At 42.2% G+C, this 218-nt stretch carries 1 pseudogene; it reads left to right on the top strand.

From position 1 onward, the window contains the following. A pseudogene (locus ACY2RS_RS16090) lies at window positions 1–218 on the top strand (hypothetical protein); the annotation flags it as partial.

Genomic DNA, 218 nt, shown 5'->3' with positions numbered 1-218 from the left:
GATACCGATGGTGATGGTCTTACAGATTGTGAGGAGACAACTGGAATCGATGATCCAAATACACCTTTAGATCCAAATGACTTCCCAGGTGGTCCATTATCAGATCCAAACGATCCATGTGATCCAATAGGAATTGATTCGACTGATACTGATGGTGATGGTCTTACAGATTGTGAGGAGACAACTGGAATCGATGATCCAAATACACCTTTAGATCC

The organism is Patiriisocius sp. 208BN25-11 (genome assembly GCF_058147145.1).
The sequence above is the reverse complement of the archived record's forward strand: the minus strand, read 5'-3'. Positions and strand labels throughout refer to the sequence as shown.